Source organism: Pseudomonas sp. MG-9, assembly GCF_018729515.1.
Taxonomy (GTDB): Bacteria; Pseudomonadota; Gammaproteobacteria; order Pseudomonadales; family Pseudomonadaceae; genus Aquipseudomonas; species Aquipseudomonas serboccidentalis.
In genome coordinates this window covers 269689-287478 of record NZ_JAHHZH010000003.1, presented here as the reverse complement: position 1 = coordinate 287478, position 17790 = coordinate 269689, and the positions used below count along the sequence as shown (strand labels likewise).

The following is a 17790-nucleotide window of genomic DNA, read 5'->3' as shown; positions in this document are numbered from 1 at the left end:
ATGGAATGGATGAGCTGGACCACCCCCACGGCGGGGTTCTTTATCGCCATCGGCCTGCTGCTGGTGGGCATGACCACCTGGGAATTGCGCTCGCCGAGCATCCTGCGGCGAGGTTTTCTGCCGATTGCCACCACCCGTGGCGATCGCTTGTTCATCGGTCTTCTCGGCAGCGCCTACCTGCATCTGCTGGTAATCGGCGTCACCGACTGGAGCATCTGGGTAGCGTCCGCGCTGTCTCTGGTGTGGCTGTTGGTTGTGATGCGCTGGGGCTAGTCGAGTCGCTCGGCAATCGTGCTCCGTAACTCAAACTGGAGGTCTCTATGTTCGACAAAAACAATAAGCTGCGACATAGCATTTCATTGGCAGCCATGCTGGCACTCAGTGGTTTGAGCGCATCTGCCTGGGCCGATGCCTACGAAGACGCCGCGAAAAAATGGATCGGCAGCGAATTCAAACCGTCGACCCTGACGGCGGATCAGCAGCTCGAAGAACTGAAGTGGTTCATCAAGGCCGCCGAGCCGTTTCGCGGCATGGAAATCAAAGTGGTTTCCGAGACCCTGACCACCCACGAATACGAGTCCAAGGTGCTGGCCAAGGCCTTCACCGAAATCACCGGGATCAAGCTCACCCACGACCTGCTGCAAGAAGGCGACGTGGTGGAAAAAATGCAGACGGTGATGCAGTCCGACAAGAACATCTACGACGGTTGGGTCAACGACTCGGACCTGATCGGCACGCACTTTCGCTATGGCAAGACCGAGTCGATCACCGACCTGATGGCCAACGAAGGCAAGAACTTCACCTCGCCGACCCTCGACATCAAGGACTTCATCGGCATCTCGTTCACCACCGCGCCGGACGGCAAGATCTATCAACTGCCCGACCAGCAGTTCGCCAACCTGTACTGGTTCCGCGCCGACTGGTTCGAACGCGCCGACCTGAAAGCCAAGTTCAAGGAAAAGTACGGCTACGAACTCGGTGTGCCGGTGAACTGGTCGGCCTATGAAGACATCGCCAAATTCTTCAGCGAAGACGTCAAGGAAATCGACGGCAAGCGCGTCTACGGGCACATGGACTACGGCAAGAAAGACCCGTCGCTGGGCTGGCGTTTCACCGATGCCTGGTTCTCCATGGCCGGTGGTGGCGACAAGGGCCTGCCCAACGGCTTGCCGGTGGACGAGTGGGGGATTCGCGTCGAGGACTGCCATCCGGTGGGTTCCAGCGTGACCCGCGGCGGCGACACCAACGGCCCGGCGGCGGTGTTCGCCACGCAGAAATACGTCGACTGGCTCAAGGCCTACGCGCCACCGGAAGCGGCGGGCATGACCTTCTCCGAGTCCGGCCCGGTGCCGTCCCAGGGCAACATTGCCCAGCAGATCTTCTGGTACACCGCGTTCACCGCCGACATGACCAAACCGGGCCTGCCGGTGGTCAACGCCGACGGTACGCCGAAATGGCGCATGGCGCCGTCGCCGCGCGGGCCGTATTGGGAAGAGGGCATGAAGCTCGGGTATCAGGACGTGGGTTCGTGGACGTTCATGAAATCCACGCCTGAGAAGCAGAAACTCGCGGCGTGGCTGTACGCGCAGTTCGTCACCTCGAAAACCGTGTCGCTGAAGAAAACCATCGTCGGCCTGACGCCGATTCGCGAGTCGGACATCAACTCGCAAGCGATGACCGATCTGGCGCCGAAGCTCGGCGGCCTGGTCGAGTTCTACCGCAGCCCGGCCCGCGTGCAATGGACCCCGACCGGGACCAACGTGCCGGACTACCCGCGTCTCGCTCAGTTGTGGTGGAGCCACATCGCCGAAGCGGCCAGCGGCGAGAAGACCCCGCAACAGGCGCTGGATGGTTTGGCCAAGGATCAGGACGCGATCATGACGCGTCTGGAACGCTCCAAGGCCCAAGCGGTGTGCGCCCCGAAAATGAACCCGGAACGCGATGCCCAGTACTGGTTCGATCAACCGGGTGCACCGAAACCGAAACTGGCCAACGAGAAGCCGAAGGGCGAGACCGTGAACTACAACCAACTGCTGAAATCGTGGGCGGATGCGCGCAAGTAACAGCTGAAATGTGAAAGGCGAACGGCACCGAAAGGTGCCGTTTTCTTTTGTGCTTGATCGACCGCCATCGCGAGCAGGCTCACTCCTACAAGTTTCTGTGGTGTTCACAAAACTCAAAAACACCCCGATCCCTGTAGGAGCTGCCGCAGGCTGCGATCTTTTGATCCTGATCTTCAAAGGCCAAGGCAAAAGATCGCAGCCTGCGGCAGCTCCTACAGGACATCGGTCAATGCCAGCTTCATGCTTGAATTGCCTGCAAGCGATGGGGCCATTGGTGTCAGCGCAGGAAAACCGAGGCGGAACACGGTCATGGCCCCCGGCAAGCTCTTCACCTCCGCGCCCCCCTGATGCAGGCTCATGATCGAACGCACGATCGCCAGCCCCAACCCGGTGCTGCCCTGCGAGCGCGCGCGGGCGCTGTCGACGCGGTAGAAGCGGTCGAACAGATGCGGCAGATGCTGCGCTTCGATTCCGGCCCCGGGATTGCTCACCAGCAGCGAGCTCTGCGTCGCCCCTTGCTCGATCAGCAGCGTCACGGTTTTCCCGTTCGGGCAGTGGCGCAAGGCATTGGACAAGAGATTGGAAATCGCCCGCTGAATCATCAACCGATCCCCCATCACCTGTGCGCTGCCAATGACATTCAAATGAATCTGCTTGTCCTGCGCCGACAGCGAAAACATCTCCGCCACTTTCGCCGCTTCAGCCTCCAGCGCCACCGACTCGAACGGAGCCAGCGCCGACGGATGACTGACCTGCGCCAGAAACAGCATGTCCGAGACAATCCGCGCCACGCGTTCCAGCTCCTCGGTGCACGACACCAACACGTCCTTGTATTCCTCGGTCGTGCGCTCGCGGGACAAGGTCACCTGCGCCTTGCCCATCAGGTTGTTGATCGGCGTACGCAGCTCATGCGCCAGGTCATCGGAGAACTGCGACAACTGCTGCACTCCGGCATCCAGCCGATGCAGCATGAAGTTGATGCCCTGCGCCAGTTCGCTCAGCTCCTGCGGCATGTTCACCATCGACAGCCGATGGTCCAGGTCCTGGGTCGAGACCATCGCCGCCACTTTGCGAAACTCGCGCATCGGCGCCAGTCCGCGCTGCACCGCGCCCCACGCTGTGAGGCCGATGAACACCAGCAACAGCGGCAAGGCGATCAATGTCGAGCGCAGATAAGCACTGAGCAGGGCCTGATCATGCGCGTTGTCCATCGACAGCAGCACCGGCACGCTGCTGCCATCCTTGAGGCGAATCAGCTTCGACGCCGTGAGGAACTTCGCGCCTTCGGCATCGCTGCTGTCGCTGTAGGTCAACTGATCGGTGGTCACCTGCACGGCCCGCCATTCCGCGCGCGGATCCTTCAACCCGGAGCCGGATTTGAGCAGCGGTGAACGCAGATTCAAGCGGTCGTAAATCGTCAGCGTCAGGTTGTCATGGCCCATGACCTGATCGAGCAGAATGTGCGGCTTGCCGCTGACTTCATTGGCATCGACATACAGCGACAGGCTGTGCTCGACCTGCGCCATCTTCTTTTGCAGGCTGTCGCGCGACAGCGCATTCAGCTCATGGGTCAGGGCGAAATACGCGAGGATCGCCAGAAACACCACCAACAGCGCGCCGAGAATACTCACCGTCAGACCGAGGCGCATCGACAGGCTTGCCGGCTTCATTCCCGCGCCTCCAGCACGTAACCGACACCGCGCAGGGTGTGGATGAGTTTGTTGTCGAACGGGTCGTCGATTTTCGCCCGCAAACGGCGGATCGACACTTCGACCACGTTGGTGTCGCAGTCGAAATTCATGTCCCACACCAGCGAGATGATTTGCGTGCGGGTCAGCACCTCGCCGGACTGGCGCATCAGCAGGTGCAGCAGGGCGAATTCCTTGGTGGTCAGGTCGATACGCTGCGCGCCACGAAACGCCCGATGGCGGCCCGGATCGAGTTCCAGATCGGCCACTTTCAACACCTGTGGCACCGGGATGTTTTCGCTGCGACGCATCAAGGTGCGCACCCGCGCCAGCAGTTCGGGAAACTCGAACGGCTTGACCAGATAATCATCGGCGCCCAGATCCAGACCACGGATCTTGTCCGCCAGCCGTCCGCGCGCGGTGAGCATCATCACTCGGGTTGAGTGGGTGCGGCGCAGTTGCTCCAGCACGCCCCAGCCGTCCAGTTCCGGCAGGTTCACGTCGAGAATGATCAGGTCATACACCTGTTGTTGCGCCAGATGTAATCCATCGGCGCCATTGACGGCGTGGTCAACGATATAACCACTTTCGGTCAAACCCTGATGCAAGTATTCGGCAGCTTTAAGCTCGTCCTCGACGACAAGGATTCGCATGATCTTTCACCACTTTTATTTAATGGAGATTTAATTAAGGTGGCCGGGGAAAGTTGTTGTTTTTGTAGGGCTTCCGGACGGTTCAATAACTCGATGACGGGCACGGTAAAGGCTGAAGTGGCTACAGGGTCAACCAGCGAAGCCTTTAAATCGGCCATCTGCGACAGCCTGTCGCAACAGGGAAGGCAGATTTTCATGAGTTCGATTTCGGCAAGTGCTGTTCGGCAGATAACTAGTGCGTATTTGTTTCGATGTATTGCGACAAAACCCTTTGCACTTCGCATCCTAGAGCAAAACAACTTCCGCCAACCGTGGATAACGGATTTGTAATGTTCCAGTCACCTTGTCGATAAGTTCAAAACCCTACCGTGGCGGCATCAAAGATTCTTGAATAAAGGAAGTCTTCCAATTGCCCGGTTTAACCGAACTGACGGCGCGATCACGCCTGAATAAAACCGCCAGCGGCCTCTTGTTGCTGGCGTGCAGCAGCCTTGCCAGTGCCTCGACCCTGACCCTCGATCAGGCGCTGCAAAGCGCCTTTGCCGGCAACCCGGACCTGGCCGCTGCGCAGTGGGAAATCGGCATTGCCGAGGGCGATCGCCAACAGGCTGGGCTGATCCCCAACCCCGAAGTGTCGTGGGAGGCCGAAGACACTCGACGCAATTCGCGCACCACCACGGTGATGCTCAGCCAGCCGATTGAACTGGGCGGCAAACGCGGTGCGCGCATCGACGTCGCCAGCCGTGCGCAGGACGCTGCTGGCATCGAACTGGAGCGCAAGCGCAATGCCTTGCGTGCCGATGTGATTCAGGCGTTCAACAGCGCGCAAACCGCGCAGCAACGTTTGCAGCTGTCGCGCCAGTCGCTGCAACTGGCCGAGCACGGTTTACGCGTGGCGCAGGGGCGCATCGAAGCGGGTAAATCGTCGCCGGTCGAGGGCACGCGGGCGCAAGTGCAGCTCTCGGAAGTGCGCCTGGAGCTGAGCCGCGCCGAACGTGATCAGGCCAATGCATATCAGCAGTTGGCGCAGGTCATGGGCGCACCGTTGCCCACGTCGACCAACGTGCAAGCCGCCACGCAAAACCTCGCCACGGTGCCGCCGCCGAGCCGTTTGCTCGAGCGTCTGAACCAGAGCGCTGAACTGCGTCTGGCCAAGTTGCAGATCGATCAGCGCGAAGCGTCGTTGGGCCTGGAAAAGTCTCAGCGCATTCCCGACCTGACCGTGAGCATCGGCAGCCAGTACAGCGAGACCGAGCGCGAGCGGGTCAACGTGGTCGGGCTGTCGATGCCGATTCCGCTGTTCAACCGCAATCAGGGCAACGTGTTGGCGGCGGCGCGGCGCAGCGATCAGGCGCGGGATCTGCGCAACGCCACCGAGCTGCGTTTGCGCACCGAAGTCCAGATCAGCCTTGAGCAATGGCAGACCGCCAATGGCGAAGTCAAAGCCTTCAATCAGACCATCCTGCCCGCCGCGCAAAGTGCAGTCGACAGCGCCACCCGCGGTTTCGAAATGGGCAAGTTCGGCTTCCTCGACGTGCTCGACGCCCAGCGCACGCTGATCGCCGCGCGCAGCCAATACATCCAGGCCGTGAGCGAGGCGACCGACGCCCGCGTGCGCCTTGAACGGATCTTCGGCGACCTCAGCGTCCTCCCTTGAATTTAACTTTTCAGACAACTGCGCGAAGGCACGGCGCAGAGGAGTTTCCATGGATAAAAAACTGATGGTGGTCGCGGTGGCGACCTTGGTGCTGGGTATTGGCATCGGCGCGATGTGGCCGACCACGAGCACGCTCGAAGCGCACGCCGATGAGGCCTCCGAACACGCCGATCACGCCGAGGAGGGCGCTGCGGCCGACGGTGAACATGACGAAGAAGGGCACATCGAACTGAGCGCCGAGCAGATCGCGGCGGCGGGTATTCAACTGGCCGAGGCGCGAGCGCAGAGCATCAGTCTTGGCCTGTCGTTCCCCGGTGAAGTGCGCTTCGACGAGGACCGCACCGCCCACGTCGTACCGCGAGTGCCGGGGGTGGTCGAGTCGGTGGCAGTCAACCTCGGGCAACCGGTGAAAAAGGGCCAGTTGCTGGCGGTGATCGCCAGTCAGCAGATCTCTGAGCAGCGCAGCGAACAGGCCGCCGCGCAACGGCGTCTGGCGTTGGCGCGCACCACCTACGAGCGCGAGAAAAAGCTGTGGCAGGACAAGATCTCCGCCGAGCAGGATTTCCTGCAGGCGAAGCAGGCGCTGGAGGAGGCGGAAATCGCCATGAACAACGCCCGGCAGAAAATCAGCGTGCTCAGCGGCAGCGTGGTCGCCACCGGCGGCAATCGCTACGAACTGCGCGCACCGTTCGACGGTGTGGTGGTGGAAAAACACCTGACGCCGGGGGAGGTGGTCGATGAAACCACGGCCGCTTTCACCCTTTCGGATTTGTCTCGCGTGTGGGTCACGTTCGGCGTCTCGCCCAAGGATCTGACCAAGGTGCAGGTGGGCAAACCGGTGACCGTCAGCGCACCTGAACTGAAAGCGCAAGTGACCGGCAGCGTGGCTTACGTCGGCAGCCTGCTCGGCGAACAAACGCGCACCGCGACCGTCCGCGTGACGCTGGAAAACCCGCAGGGCTCATGGCGCCCCGGGCTGTTCGTCAGCGCGCGGGTGGCTACCGACAGCCGCGAGGTCAAGGTTGCTGTGCCGGAAACCGCGATCCAGACCGTCGAGGACAAACCCACGGTGTTCGTGCGCACCGACGACGGCTTCAAGGCGCAAGCGGTGGAGCTGGGCAGCCGCGCAGCCGGCCACGTGGAAGTCACCCAAGGGCTGGAAGCGGGCGTGCAAGTCGCCAGCGTCGGCAGCTTCGTCCTCAAGTCGGAGCTGGGCAAAGCCTCAGCCGAGCACAGCCATTAATCCTGGAAGGTCCTCATGTTCGAACGCCTGATCCAGTTTGCCATCGAGCAGCGCATCATCGTGCTGCTCGCCGTTCTGCTCATGGCCGGCCTCGGCATCGCCAGTTATCAGAAACTGCCGATCGACGCCGTGCCCGACATCACCAACGTCCAGGTGCAGATCAACACCGGCGCCGCCGGGTTCTCGCCGCTGGAAACCGAGCAGCGCATCACCTTCCCGATTGAAACTGCGATGGCCGGTCTGCCGGCGCTGGAGCAGACCCGTTCGCTGTCGCGTTCGGGGCTGTCGCAGGTCACGGTGATCTTCAAGGACGGCACCGACCTGTTCTTCGCCCGGCAACTGGTCAACGAGCGTTTGCAGATCGCCAGGGAGCAATTGCCCGAAGGCGCGGAAGCGCTGATGGGGCCGATTTCCACCGGCCTCGGCGAGATCTTTTTGTGGACGGTGGAAGCCCGGGAGGGCGCGCTGAAGGACGACGGCACGCCCTACACACCGACCGATTTGCGGGTGATTCAGGACTGGATCATCAAGCCGCAATTGCGCAACGTGCCGGGTGTCGCCGAGATCAACACCATCGGTGGTTTTGCCAAGGAATATCAGATTGCGCCGGACCCGAAACGCTTGGCCGCGTACAAGCTGACCCTCACTGATCTGGTCACCGCGCTGGAGCGCAACAACGCCAACGTCGGCGCCGGTTACATCGAGCGCAGCGGCGAGCAGTTGCTGATCCGCGCACCGGGGCAAGTGGCGAGCACCGAGGACATCGCCAACATCGTCATGGCCAACGTCGACGGCACGCCGATCCGGGTGAAGAACGTCGCCACGGTGGAAATCGGCCGCGAACTGCGCAGCGGTGCGGCCACCGAAAACGGCCGTGAAGTGGTGCTCGGCACGGTGTTCATGCTGATCGGCGAAAACAGTCGAACCGTTTCGCAAGCAGTCGCGAGCAAGCTCGAACAGATCAATAAATCCTTGCCCCAAGGCGTGATCGCCGTGCCGGTGTACGACCGCACGCACCTGGTCGACAAGGCTATCGCCACGGTGAAAAAGAACCTGGTTGAAGGCGCGATTCTGGTGATCGCGATTCTGTTTCTGTTCCTTGGCAACATCCGCGCCGCGCTGATTACCGCGATGGTGATTCCGCTGTCGATGCTGTTCACCTTCACCGGCATGTTCAGCAACAAGGTCAGCGCCAACCTGATGAGCCTCGGCGCGCTGGACTTCGGCATCATCGTCGACGGTGCGGTGGTGATCGTCGAAAACACCCTGCGCCGGTTGGCCCATGCGCAGCAACATCACGGGCGCTTGTTGACTCGTGCCGAGCGTTTCAGGGAAGTGTTCGCGGCGGCGAAAGAGGCGCGGCGACCGCTGATTTTTGGCCAGTTGATCATCATGGTGGTGTACCTGCCGATCTTCGCCCTGAGCGGCGTCGAAGGGAAAATGTTCCACCCGATGGCATTCACCGTGGTCATCGCTTTGCTCGGGGCCATGTTGCTTTCCGTGACCTTCGTCCCGGCGGCCATCGCGCTGTTCGTCAGCGGCAAGGTCAAGGAAGAAGAGGGCGCGGTGATGCGCGGCGCACGTCGCGTTTATGCACCGGCGCTGGCCTGGGTCATGGCGCATCGCACAGTGGCCGTGGGCGCTGCTTTGGGTGTGATTGTGCTCAGCGGCGTGCTCACCAGCCGCATGGGCAGCGAGTTTGTGCCGAGCCTCAGCGAAGGCGATTTTGCCCTGCAAGCCTTGCGCGTGCCGGGCACCAGCCTGACGCAATCGGTGGACATGCAGCAGCGCCTGGAGACGTTGATACTGGCGAAGGTGCCAGAAGTCGAACGTGTTTTTGCCCGCACCGGCACCGCCGAAATCGCCTCCGACCCGATGCCGCCGAACATCTCTGACAGCTACGTGATGCTCAAGCCGAAAGAGCAGTGGCCGGATCCGGGCAAGTCCCGCGAAACCCTGATGGCCGAACTGCAAGCTGCGGCCGCGATGTTGCCGGGCAGCAATTATGAGCTGTCGCAGCCGATTCAGTTGCGTTTCAACGAATTGATCTCCGGTGTTCGCAGCGATGTGGCGGTGAAGGTGTTCGGTGATGACATGGACGTGCTCAACGCCACGGCGGCGAAGATCGCGGCGGCGCTGCAGAAGGTCAACGGCGCCTCTGAAGTGAAGGTCGAGCAGACCACCGGCCTGCCGGTGCTGACCATCAACATTGACCGCGACAAAGCGGCGCGTTACGGGCTCAACGTCGGCGATGTGCAGGACACCATTGCGGTGGCGGTGGGCGGGCGTCAGGCCGGCACATTGTATGAGGGCGATCGGCGTTTCGACATGGTGGTGCGTTTGTCCGATGCCATGCGCAAGGACATCGACGGCCTGTCGGCGCTGTTGATTCCGGTGCCCGCACCTTTGAATGGAGCGGCGAATCAGATCGGCTTCATCGCGCTGCAAGACGTCGCCAGCCTCGACTTGGTGCTCGGACCTAATCAGGTCAGCCGCGAGGACGGCAAGCGTCTGGTAATCGTCAGCGCCAACGTGCGCGGGCGTGATATCGGCTCGTTTGTCAGCGAGGCCGGCGAGGTAATCGAACGTGATGTGCAGATCCCGGCGGGTTACTGGACCCGTTGGGGCGGGCAGTTCGAGCAGCTGCAATCGGCGGCCAAGCGTTTGCAGATTGTGGTGCCGGTGGCGCTGCTGCTGGTGTTCGGGTTGTTGTTCATGATGTTCAACAATTTGAAGGACGGCTTGCTGGTGTTTACCGGGATTCCGTTTGCGCTGACCGGTGGGGTAATGGCGTTGTGGCTGCGGGATATTCCGTTGTCGATTTCGGCGGGTGTCGGGTTTATCGCGCTGTCCGGGGTGGCGGTACTCAACGGGCTGGTGATGATCGCGTTCATTCGCAATTTGCGTGAGGAAGGGCGCTCGCTGATGGATGCGATCAACGTCGGCGCGCTGACGCGCTTGCGGCCGGTGTTGATGACCGCGTTGGTGGCGTCGCTGGGGTTTATTCCGATGGCCCTGGCGACAGGCACCGGGGCCGAAGTGCAGCGGCCGCTGGCGACGGTGGTGATTGGCGGGATTCTGTCTTCGACGATCCTCACGTTGCTGATCTTGCCGGCGCTGTACCAGATCGCCCATCGCCGGGATGAGGACCCAATCTCGATTGAGCCGTGATCCCTTGTAGGAGTGAGCCTGCTTGCGATATCGGTCTATCAGCCAGATTTACATCGGCTGACCCACCGCTATCGCGAGCAGGCTCACTCCTACAGGTTTTGCGTCGTGCTACCAGGCTGTACGCACATTACGAATCTGTAATTCCCCCGCCACCGTCACGAAAGGTGCGCCTTGTTACCTTGATCCCGTCAGCTACTTAAACGAGGAATCAACGATGAAATTCGCCCAACTCAGCACCTTCGCAGCCGCCCTGATGCTGTCGTCCCTGGCCATGGCCGAAGGCGGCGGTGACCGCACCTTCGACCGCATGATGACTGCCAATGACCGCTCCATGGAGCTGTTCGTGGCCAAGGAACAGGCCCGCGACCCGGTCGTCGTCAATGACAAGAAAGACGACAAGACCAAAGACCTGTAAGCCCGGCGCACTGGAACAAGCCCGTTGTCGTGTGCCGATGCCGGGCTTTTTTACGGAGGAGTAAACATGCAGTTGAGCAAATGGATGACCTTCGCTGCTGTCATGGCGATGTCGGTGAACGCACTGGCTGAAGGCGGTGGCGATCGCACTTTCGAGCGTGCCTTCAGCGCCAACGCCAAAGCCATGGAGCAATACGCAGCCGAGCGCGGCAAAGCGGCGCCGATGGTCAAGGAATACGAATACGGAATGAAGCTGGACGTGGTGAAAATCGTCAGCGTGGTGAAACCGCAGCCAGGTTGCTCGGTGGTCCCGACCGCCATGACTTACGAGGATTCGCAAGGGCAGCTTAATACCCTCAAGTACAGCGTGGCGGGTGTGTGCCGTAACAGCGGTGGCTAGCCCGCCTGAGTCGTCACGGTCGACACCCCCTGTAGGAGCTGCCGAAGGCTGCGATCTTTTGATCTTGATCTTTAAAGTCAAAGTCAAAAGATCGCAGCCTTCGGCAGCTCCTACAGGGGTATTTTTGCCAAATCACGATCTGTATTTAGATTCGGAATGTTTAAAGGTTGTGTGGGAAAAGCAGAACCTTCCCACAATGTTTTCAGGTTGTCCGTCGGACGTCCGCTCTCTAGCCTGTGTGGGTCGCTGCCAAATCAGCGATCGGGATTGGAACCCCGCGGCTTAACTGACGCAAAACGCACCGTTCATGACGTATGCTTGCGCACTTTCATGTGTGCACTCCGTTATGGCGGCTGTGCGCGGGAGACTTCGAGTCTGTCGGGTTTTGCTCAGTTGCCCGGGTTCCAACCTGCGTACAGCTGCCACCCTTTCGCGTGGAACCGAAAGGGCCAGCTCCACCGTCAAGCTGAGTAAAAACATGATGAAAAAGCCAACCCCCAATCCCCCCGAAGAAACCACGTTTGTAGATCCCGACCCAACATCCCCCTACGCCGCCATCGACACCCACAAACTCCACGAAGCCGCCGAGCGCGCCCTCGACTACTACCTCAACCCCACACCTTCAATCATGGCCGCCCCGTACACCACCAACGCACTGTTCCTGGTCAATCCCGACGCCGACACCGAATCCCTGCTGGCCAACGCCTGCGAATCCCTGGCCTCGGCCACGGTGATGCTCGGCAGCGCCTACAGGATTGTGTTTCGGGACGGCAAAAAAAAGCGCCCCGAAGGGCGCCAAAAATTCACCTCTGACCAAAGGAGCAAGGAGCTTCTAAAGGTGAATGGTATTGCTCGGGAAACTCAGAGAATCGCCAGCGGGTATTCGACGATCACCCGCACTTCATCCAGGTCGGACTCGAACGCCGTGGCGCGGGTGGTGGCCTGGCGCAAGCGCAGCGACAGGTCTTTCATCGAACCGCTCTGCACCACGTATTTGACCTCCACATCACGCTCCCAGCGCTTCTGGTCGGTCAGCGGGTTGCCTTCGGCATCGCGGCGCATGTACACGGCGTTGGCATTGGAATAGTCGGCGTCGGTGCCGCGCGCGTAACGGGTCATGAACGACAAGCCCGGTACGCCATAAGCGGTCATGTCGAGGTCGTAGCGCACCATCCACGAACGTTCTTTCGGCGAGTTGAAGTCGCTGTACTGGATCGAGTTGTCGAGGAGGATCGAGTCGGACTGGCGCAGGTAGTCGAAGTCGTCGTTGCCGTTGTTGCGCTGGTGGGAGAGGGCGACGGAGTGCGCGCCGAGTTTCACCCCGACGCGGCCGCTCCAGATGTTGTTGTCGAACTGGCCGAGCAGCTGTTTGCCTTCGTCGACCGCCCTGTAATAGTTCAAGCCGCCGAACAGCGACAGGTCATCCGACAGTGGATAGGTCCATGCGGTACCGGCGTAGTACTGATTCCAGGCATCCTTCAGGCGACTGGAGTACAGGCTGAAACTGAGGTTCTTGTTCAACGCATAATCGCCGCCGCCGTAAGCGATCCATGGCGAATTGACCGGGCCTGCGTAGAAGGTCACGAAGTTCTCGCGCATGTCGCTGGACACTGGTTGGCTCATCGCATGCAGGCGTCCGCCCTGAATCGACAGACCTTCGATGCTGGTGTTGGTCGCCGTCACGCCGCGAAAGCTTTCCGGCAGCAAACGCGAGTCACCGGCCGCCACCATCGGGTTGGCCGGGAACACATCACCGACCTTGACCACCGTATCGAATGCCCGCACTTTCGCGGCGCCGCCGACCTTGGTGTATTCGTCCCGCGCCTGGCCGTCACGGTTGACCGGCAACACATCGAACGAACTGCGCCCGCCATTACGGCCGTCACCGGTGTCGAGTTTCAGACCAATCATCGTAAATGCATCGACACCGACCCCAAAGGTGCCTTGGGTGAAGCCGGATTCGAACTTGCTGATGACCGCATGCGCCCAGGCTTCGGAATAGCCGTTGCCGGTAGGGCTGGACTGGCCGTTGCGGTGATCACGATTGAAGTAGAAGTTGCGGTTGAGCACCGTCAGGCTGCTGCCTTCGACAAAACCCTCGGGCTTGTCTTCTGCAAACACCATGGACGGCCCGGAGCCGACCACCACTGCTAAAGCGGCCATCGACATTTTCGTATGGTTAACCATCAAACACTCCTTGGGTTCGGCAGAACGGGAACGTGCGTCGGCGTGGTTTTATTGTTCGACGGGCAAGGGCCCGCCGGCATTGGTCGCCGGGTGACATCGTTGCAAGCTGCGGATAACGCCAAGGTGATGAGGGAATTACAATTTCGTCATGTGCGTTTGGTTTGAGCTCAATCGGTGTGTGGGATTGTTTGTTTCCTCGCTTTTATCGGAATCCTTTACCAGATGAAGCTTGGTGGTCCGTAGTTTGACTTTGCCTTCGCGCTCATCTGCCAAGGATTTCAAGCCGTCCAGTAGTTCGGAAAAAATGTCTCGTTTCATTGTTCCTCCGTGCCTCGATTGATCTTTTCGGCAATTACTGAGGATAGAGAAGTGCCTCAATTCTGGCTGTATGACGAACCTGACCTTCTTGCAAGAGCTTTCGATAGAGCAACAAAGAGACTTCGCGATTGACGTGTCGGAACAATCCACAGCACTATCCGACCATGACTGCCCAACACCGAATGAACATGATGTGCTCCTCTATGACCGCTTCCGGCGGGCCATAAGGTCATACGTGTTTGTCATTTGACGTGTACCCAAAGCCCCGCCAGAAATGGACGGGGCTTTTTCATTGCCCGTCCGTACATGGCTCATGGAGAGAGAAATGTTCGACATCAGAAGAGCGACCCCGGACGAAGCCCAGATTGCCTTCGATATCCGGCGACTAGCGATTCGGCACCAATGCATCGGTGCCTACAGCCAGCAGCAAATGCTCGATTGGACCAAAGGAGCGGCCGAAGACGGCTACGACACGCTCATGGCAAAGCACTTCTATCTGGTCTGCATTGAGGGTGAACCCGTGGCAACTGGAATGCTTGATCTGGAGCAGCGTGAAATCGGCGCGATCTTCATTCACCCGGATTTCATGCAGCGTGGGCTGGGCAAGCGTGTTCTGTTCTTTCTCGAAGATTTAGCGCGGGATCTGGGGCTGGCCGAGGTGTGTCTGGACGCAACGTTGAATGCTGCCGACTTTTATCGGCGCTGTGGTTACGTCGGGGAGGGGAGTGCGATTTATCAATCGCCTTCGGGTCTGCAACTGGCCTGCGTGCCGATGGTGAAGACGCTGTGATGCCATTGTGGCGAGGGAGCTTGCTCCCGCTGGGGCGCGAAGCGACCCCGCTCTTTGTTTCAAACGAATGGGACTGCTACGCAGTCCAGCGGGAGCAAGCTCCCTCGCCACAGGTTATTTGTTGCTACATAAAATCCGTAAAACAAAAAACGGCACCCGAAGGTGCCGTTTCCGTTTGTAGCCAGCCGAGCAATCAGCCCGCCAGTCCCGCCTGCTGAACCAGGGTCAGCAATGGCTGCGGGTAGACGCCGAGGAAGAACGCAACCACGGCGATGGCCAGCAGCATCACGCCGCCTGCCTTCTGTTCCCAGTGCAGCTGGGCGTCGTGGCGGCGCAGGTTCGGCTCGATCAGGTACAGGGTGACCATCACGCGCAGGTAGTAGAACACGCCGATGGCGCTGCCCAGTACCAGGGAACCGACCAGCCACCATTGGTGCGACTCGACACCGGTGGCGATGATGTAGAACTTGCCGATGAAGCCCGCAGTCAGCGGGATACCAGCGAGGGACAGCATCATCACGGTCAGTACGGCGGTCAGGTACGGACGGCGCCAGAACAGGCCGCGGTACTCGTACAGCGCGTCGGCATCACGGCCCTTGTACGGCGAGGACATCAGGGTGATCACGCCGAAGGCGCCGAGGCTGGTGATCACGTAGGTGACCAGGTAGACGCCGATGGCTTCCACCGCCAGACCCTTGCTCGCCACCAGCGCGATCAGCAGGTAGCCGAAGTGCGCGATGGACGAGTAACCGAGCAGACGCTTGAGGTTGCTCTGGGTCAGGGCCAGCAGGTTACCGAACAGGATCGAGGCGATGGCGATCACGCTCAGTACGTCGCTCAGCACGCCGCTGCTGGCAGCAGGGGAGATCTGGAACAGACGCACCATCACCGCGAACACGGCAACCTTCGAAGCGGTAGCGAGGAACGCGGCCACCGGTGCCGGAGCACCTTCGTACACGTCCGGGGTCCACAGGTGGAACGGTACCAGCGACAGCTTGAACGCCAGACCGATCAGCATCATGCCCAGGCCCAGTTGCGCCAGCGAGCTTGGCAGACCGGTTGCAGCCAGTGCCTGACCGATACCCACGAAGCTCAGCGAACCGGAGTCTGCGTACAGCAGCGCCATACCGAACAACAGGAACGCGGAACCGGCGGCCGACAGCACCATGTACTTGATGCCGGCTTCCAGCGAACGCTTGTTGAAGAAGGCGTAAGCCACCAGACCGTAGACCGGCACCGACAGCAGTTCCAGACCGATGAACAAACCGGCCAGGTGCTGCGCGCTGACCAGAACCAGGCCACCGGCGGCGGCCATCAGGATCAGCAGGTACAGTTCTTCACGGTTGCCCGGGTAACCCGAACCGCCATCACCCAAATAGGCGTGGGCGAGGGTCACACAAGCGAGGGTGGCGACCAGGATCAGCGCCATGTACAGGCAGGCGAAGGTGTCGATCTGCAGCAATGGGGTCACGGCCAGAGGCGCGACTTTCAAGGCTGGCAGGATCGACAGCAGAGCCAGGTTCAGACCGGCGACCGAGATCAGGAAGGTCTGCGAGTGGTTGCGGCGCCAGGCGATTGCCAGCATCACCACGATAATGGTGAGGCTGGTGATCAACAGTGGCGCAAGCGCAATAAAGTGTTGAATCGTGAATTCCATAGCGCTCTTACCGGGCCGAAGCGAGTTGAGTGAAGGCGGTGCCGAGCCACTGCTGCACGCCATGCATCGTGGCGGCGGAAGTGTCGAGGAACGGTTGCGGGTACACGCCGAGGTAAATCAGCAGCACCGCAAGGCCCAGCACCATGATCAGTTCGCGACCGTCCATGCCATGCAGGATCGAATCCGATTTCGACGGACCGAAGTAGGCACGGTGGATCATGATCAGCGAGTAGACCGAACCGAACACCAGGCCGGAGGTGGCAATCGCGGTGATCCATGGAGCGCTGGCGAACGTACCGATCAGGATCAGGAACTCGCCGACGAAGTTACCGGTACCCGGCAGGCCCAGCGACGCGGCGGCGAAGAACAGGCTGATTGCCGGCAGGTAAGCGATACGCGACCACAGACCGCCCATCTCTCGCATGTCCCGAGTGTGCAGACGCTCGTACAGCTGACCGCTGAGGATAAACAGTGCCGCCGCCGACAAACCGTGCGCCAGCATCTGGATCACTGCACCTTGCAGTGCCAGTTGGCTGCCGGAGTAGATGCCGATCAACACGAAGCCCATGTGGGACACGGAAGAGAAGGCGATCAGACGCTTGATGTCGGTTTGTGCGAACGCCAGGAACGCACCGTAGAAGATCCCGATCAGACCGAGGGTCATGGCGATCGGCGCGAACTCGGCCGAAGCGTTCGGGAACAGCGGCAGGGCGAAACGCAGCAGACCGTAGGCGGCGGTTTTCAGCAGGATACCGGCGAGGTCGACGGAACCGGCAGTCGGCGCCTGGGCGTGCGCATCCGGCAGCCACGAGTGGAACGGTACGACAGGCAGCTTGACCGCGAAGGCGATGAAGAAGCCGAGCATCAGGATGTACTCGGTGGTCATCGACATCTTGGTCTTCAACAGATCGGCGTAGTTGAAGGTAATCACGCCAGTGTTGTTGAAGTTGACCAGCACCAGACCGAGGATCGCCACCAGCATGATCAGGCCGGACGCCTGAGTGAAGATGAAGAATTTGGTCGCGGCGTAGATCCGGGTTTTCTTGCCGTCCGACGAACTGTGACCCCAGAGCGCGATGAGGAAGTACATCGGCACCAGCATCATTTCCCAAAAGAAGAAGAACATGAACAGGTCGAGGGCGAGGAACACGCCGACAACGCCGCCCAGGATCCACATCAGGTTCAGGTGGAAGAAACCAACGTGACGCTGGATCTCTTTCCACGAGCAGAGTACCGAGAGGATACCCAGCAGGCCGGTCAGCAGGATCATCAACAGCGACAGGCCGTCGAGGGCCAGGTGCACATTGATGCCGAAGCGCTGGATCCAGACGTGCTTGAACTCAAGCGCCCAGGTCGGATCGGCGCCAGGCGCCGGAGCAAATGAATAGTCACCGTGGGCCCACAGCCAGAGGCCGAGGGCGAGTTCCAGGGTCATGGTCAACAGCGCAATCCAGCGGGGGAGGGTAGCGCCGAAGCGCTCACCCATCCAGCACAGCAGGCCGCCGATGAAGGGGATCAGGATTAGCCAAGGCAGAATCATGACGGGCTC

Annotated in this window: 13 protein-coding genes and 2 pseudogenes; 9 read left to right on the top strand and 6 right to left on the bottom strand. The window is 60.5% G+C overall.

Features of this window, described 5'->3' with window-relative positions; all coding sequences use genetic code 11:
* Window positions 1–273 carry a DUF2160 domain-containing protein gene (locus KKQ10_RS09610; RefSeq protein WP_027614647.1) on the top strand — a complete coding sequence of 91 codons (273 nt, stop codon included), beginning with the start codon at window positions 1–3 and terminating at the stop codon, window positions 271–273.
* Between the two features lie 47 nt (window positions 274–320).
* Window positions 321–2063, top strand: coding sequence for an ABC transporter substrate-binding protein (locus KKQ10_RS09605; RefSeq protein WP_127651045.1), 1743 nt, complete (start codon window positions 321–323; stop codon window positions 2061–2063).
* Window positions 2064–2275: 212 nt separating this feature from the next.
* Here KKQ10_RS09605 and KKQ10_RS09600 read toward each other — a convergent pair whose 3' ends face one another.
* Together KKQ10_RS09600 and KKQ10_RS09595 are read right to left on the bottom strand one after the other, a co-directional pair.
* A complete protein-coding gene (locus KKQ10_RS09600; RefSeq protein WP_215500938.1) occupies window positions 2276–3733 on the bottom strand; it encodes a heavy metal sensor histidine kinase in 1458 nt (485 codons plus the stop codon).
* The gene (locus KKQ10_RS09595; RefSeq protein ID WP_127651043.1) at window positions 3730–4404 is read right to left on the bottom strand and encodes a heavy metal response regulator transcription factor; all 675 of its coding nucleotides are present in this window, start codon (window positions 4402–4404) and stop codon (window positions 3730–3732) included. Before KKQ10_RS09595 ends, KKQ10_RS09600 begins: the two co-directional genes overlap by 4 nt.
* Before the next feature lie 409 nt (window positions 4405–4813).
* On the opposite strand from KKQ10_RS09595, the gene KKQ10_RS09590 reads away from it, so the two are divergent.
* From KKQ10_RS09590 to KKQ10_RS28380, 6 genes and pseudogenes are all read left to right on the top strand, one after another.
* Complete coding sequence (locus KKQ10_RS09590) at window positions 4814–6061, top strand: TolC family protein (RefSeq protein ID WP_215500937.1); 1248 nt, start codon at window positions 4814–4816, stop codon at window positions 6059–6061.
* A gap of 49 nt (window positions 6062–6110) precedes the next feature.
* Window positions 6111–7304, top strand: a complete 1194-nt coding sequence (locus KKQ10_RS09585; protein ID WP_215500936.1) for an efflux RND transporter periplasmic adaptor subunit — start codon at window positions 6111–6113, stop codon at window positions 7302–7304.
* A gap of 15 nt (window positions 7305–7319) precedes the next feature.
* Entirely contained in the window at window positions 7320–10475 is a 3156-nt protein-coding gene (locus KKQ10_RS09580) for a CusA/CzcA family heavy metal efflux RND transporter (RefSeq protein ID WP_215500935.1), read from the top strand.
* 214 nt (window positions 10476–10689) lie between these two features.
* On the top strand, window positions 10690–10890 hold the full coding sequence (locus KKQ10_RS09575) for a co-regulatory protein PtrA N-terminal domain-containing protein (protein ID WP_215500934.1): 201 nt from the start codon (window positions 10690–10692) through the stop codon (window positions 10888–10890).
* A 66-nt stretch (window positions 10891–10956) separates the two neighbouring features.
* Window positions 10957–11289, top strand: a complete 333-nt coding sequence (locus KKQ10_RS09570; protein ID WP_215500933.1) for a DUF2790 domain-containing protein — start codon at window positions 10957–10959, stop codon at window positions 11287–11289.
* 481 nt (window positions 11290–11770) lie between these two features.
* Window positions 11771–12031 (top strand): annotated as a pseudogene (locus tag KKQ10_RS28380) (DUF6124 family protein); the annotation flags it as partial.
* Between the two features lie 119 nt (window positions 12032–12150).
* Here KKQ10_RS28380 and KKQ10_RS09565 read toward each other — a convergent pair.
* Both KKQ10_RS09565 and KKQ10_RS28375 read right to left on the bottom strand, forming a co-directional pair.
* The gene (locus tag KKQ10_RS09565; RefSeq protein ID WP_215500932.1) at window positions 12151–13476 is read right to left on the bottom strand and encodes an OprD family porin; all 1326 of its coding nucleotides are present in this window, start codon (window positions 13474–13476) and stop codon (window positions 12151–12153) included.
* Between the two features lie 213 nt (window positions 13477–13689).
* Window positions 13690–13794, bottom strand: a pseudogene (locus KKQ10_RS28375) (transcriptional regulator); the annotation flags it as partial.
* A 325-nt stretch (window positions 13795–14119) separates the two neighbouring features.
* On the opposite strand from KKQ10_RS28375, the gene KKQ10_RS09560 reads away from it, so the two are divergent.
* Window positions 14120–14584 (top strand): GNAT family N-acetyltransferase, encoded by a 465-nt coding sequence (locus KKQ10_RS09560; RefSeq protein WP_215500931.1) that lies wholly within the window; start codon window positions 14120–14122, stop codon window positions 14582–14584.
* Between the two features lie 193 nt (window positions 14585–14777).
* Here the strand turns inward: KKQ10_RS09560 and nuoN are convergent, their stop codons facing one another.
* Together nuoN and nuoM are read right to left on the bottom strand one after the other, a co-directional pair.
* Entirely contained in the window at window positions 14778–16241 is a 1464-nt protein-coding gene (gene nuoN, locus KKQ10_RS09555) for an NADH-quinone oxidoreductase subunit NuoN (protein WP_127651035.1), read from the bottom strand.
* 7 nt (window positions 16242–16248) lie between these two features.
* Window positions 16249–17781, bottom strand: a complete 1533-nt coding sequence (gene nuoM / locus KKQ10_RS09550; protein ID WP_003223785.1) for an NADH-quinone oxidoreductase subunit M — start codon at window positions 17779–17781, stop codon at window positions 16249–16251.
* Window positions 17782–17790 lie beyond the last annotated feature (9 nt).

Coding starts and splice junctions, on each gene's coding strand:
- KKQ10_RS09610 (WP_027614647.1), top strand. CDS start 1: ATGGAATGGATGAGCTGGACCACCCCCACGGCGGGGTTCTTTATCGCC.
- KKQ10_RS09605 (WP_127651045.1), top strand. CDS start 321: ATGTTCGACAAAAACAATAAGCTGCGACATAGCATTTCATTGGCAGCC.
- KKQ10_RS09600 (WP_215500938.1), bottom strand. CDS start 3,733: ATGAAGCCGGCAAGCCTGTCGATGCGCCTCGGTCTGACGGTGAGTATT.
- KKQ10_RS09595 (WP_127651043.1), bottom strand. CDS start 4,404: ATGCGAATCCTTGTCGTCGAGGACGAGCTTAAAGCTGCCGAATACTTG.
- KKQ10_RS09585 (WP_215500936.1), top strand. CDS start 6,111: ATGGATAAAAAACTGATGGTGGTCGCGGTGGCGACCTTGGTGCTGGGT.
- KKQ10_RS09580 (WP_215500935.1), top strand. CDS start 7,320: ATGTTCGAACGCCTGATCCAGTTTGCCATCGAGCAGCGCATCATCGTG.
- KKQ10_RS09575 (WP_215500934.1), top strand. CDS start 10,690: ATGAAATTCGCCCAACTCAGCACCTTCGCAGCCGCCCTGATGCTGTCG.
- KKQ10_RS09570 (WP_215500933.1), top strand. CDS start 10,957: ATGCAGTTGAGCAAATGGATGACCTTCGCTGCTGTCATGGCGATGTCG.
- KKQ10_RS09565 (WP_215500932.1), bottom strand. CDS start 13,476: ATGGTTAACCATACGAAAATGTCGATGGCCGCTTTAGCAGTGGTGGTC.
- KKQ10_RS09560 (WP_215500931.1), top strand. CDS start 14,120: ATGTTCGACATCAGAAGAGCGACCCCGGACGAAGCCCAGATTGCCTTC.
- nuoN (WP_127651035.1), bottom strand. CDS start 16,241: ATGGAATTCACGATTCAACACTTTATTGCGCTTGCGCCACTGTTGATC.
- nuoM (WP_003223785.1), bottom strand. CDS start 17,781: ATGATTCTGCCTTGGCTAATCCTGATCCCCTTCATCGGCGGCCTGCTG.